Consider the following 1733-nt stretch of genomic DNA (forward strand, 5'->3'; position numbering starts at 1 on the left):
TCTTCAGGGATTTGGTCTTCTTTAGCACAAACCTCTTTGATCGCTTGCTCAACAATATCAATACCCTTTTTGAGAGAGTCTTGACTGATTACGAGAGGACATAAAAATTTAACCACCTGATCATCAGCACCGCTTGTCTCAATGATAAGCCCCTGCTGAAAAGCATTGCGTGTAATGTTGCCAGCGATCTCACCGTTTACACAGTTAATCCCTTGAAACATGCCGCGTCCACAGGTCGTGAAATTTCCGTCGCCATACAAGTCGACAATCTTTTCCAGGCGCGATTTAATATATTCGCCTTTTTGCTTAATCTCATTAGAGAACTTGTCGTCAGACCAGTAATGATCAATGGCGGCTTTCGCGGTTACAAATGCAAAATTGTTGCCTCTAAACGTACCGTTATGCTCTCCTGGTTTCCATTGGTCCAGCTCTGGCTTAAATCAAACAACAGCAAAAGGTAAGCCGTATCCGCCAAGTGATTTCGATAAGGTCACCATATCGGGCTTAATGCCTGCTTCTTCAAAGCTAAAGAAGGTGCCAGTACGACCGCAACCCGCCTGTATATCATCGATGATAAGCAGTACATCATGCTTTCGGCAGACTTTTTCTAAGTTACGCAACCATTCAAAACTAGCCGCATTGATACCGCCTTCACCTTGCACAGTTTCAACAATCACTGCAGCGGGCTTGTCGATGCCACTGCTGGAATCTGAAAGCACTTTATCAAGATAAGCTGTGGTATCAATCTCGTCACCTAAGTAGCCGTCATAAGGCACGCGGCTTACGCCGCCTAAGCTGACACCCGCCGCGCCACGATGATGAGAGTTACCCGTCGCAGCCAGAGAGCCAAGGCTAACGCCATGAAAACCATTGGTGAAAGAAATAATGTTCTGACGGCCTTTAATATTACGCGCTAGCTTTAAAGCCGCTTCAACTGCGTTGGTACCAGTCGGACCAGTAAACTGCATAACATAATCGAGATCCCGAGGCTTTAGAATCTTCTCATTAAAAGCCTCTAGAAATTCACCTTTCGCCTTGGTATGCATATCCAGGCCATGCGTAATACCATCATTCTCAATGTAGTCCATTAAGAGAGGCTTAAATAGCGGATTGTTATGCCCGTAGTTAATTGTTCCCGCACCCGCCAGAAAGTCTAGATACTCATTTTCCTCCTCATCGTAGAGGTGTTCCATCTTAGCGCGATTAAAAACACGAGGGAAAGAACGAGCATAGCTCTGAACTTCAGATTCAATTTCATCAAATATTTTCATTAGCATCCTCCATAGGATGTTTGGTGCGAGTCTTATTTAGTGTGCGAGGTTAGGAACTAAATGGACCGATTCGGACCAGAAATTCCGTGTCATGCAAGCCAGCAAAATGCGTATCTTTGCTAAACATTTCAGATTTGGCTAAGGGAGCAGAAAAATCCTTTGCGAAGCTTTCAAATAAAGTCCATGAGGCTTTATTGTCAGCTGTAATGGTCGTTTCCAAGTGAGTGACCTGAGCGCATTCTTGCCGCGTCACAATATCTTTGAGCATTCGCTTAGCAAGACCTTGACCGCGAGCACGCTCATCAACGGCGACCTGCCAAATAAATAAAGTGTCTTGCCGGTCGGGAATGACATAGCCGGATATAAAGCCAAGTGTCTTGTCATCGTCTATCGCTATCACTGAGGTGCTAGCGAAATGACTGCACTGCAGCAAGTTGCAGTACGCTGAGTTAGTGTCCAGAG

At 45.4% G+C, this 1733-nt stretch carries 1 protein-coding gene and 1 pseudogene; both read right to left on the reverse strand.

The window, feature by feature from the left end:
- Positions 1–1271, reverse strand: a pseudogene (gene ectB, locus A3729_RS13445) (diaminobutyrate--2-oxoglutarate transaminase); the annotation flags it as partial.
- A 49-nt stretch (positions 1272–1320) separates the two neighbouring features.
- On the reverse strand, positions 1321–1733 hold a 413-nt coding region (gene ectA / locus A3729_RS13450; RefSeq protein WP_082882100.1), incomplete at its 5' end, for a diaminobutyrate acetyltransferase.

The sequence above is a fragment of the Oleiphilus sp. HI0043 genome (genome assembly GCF_001634935.1).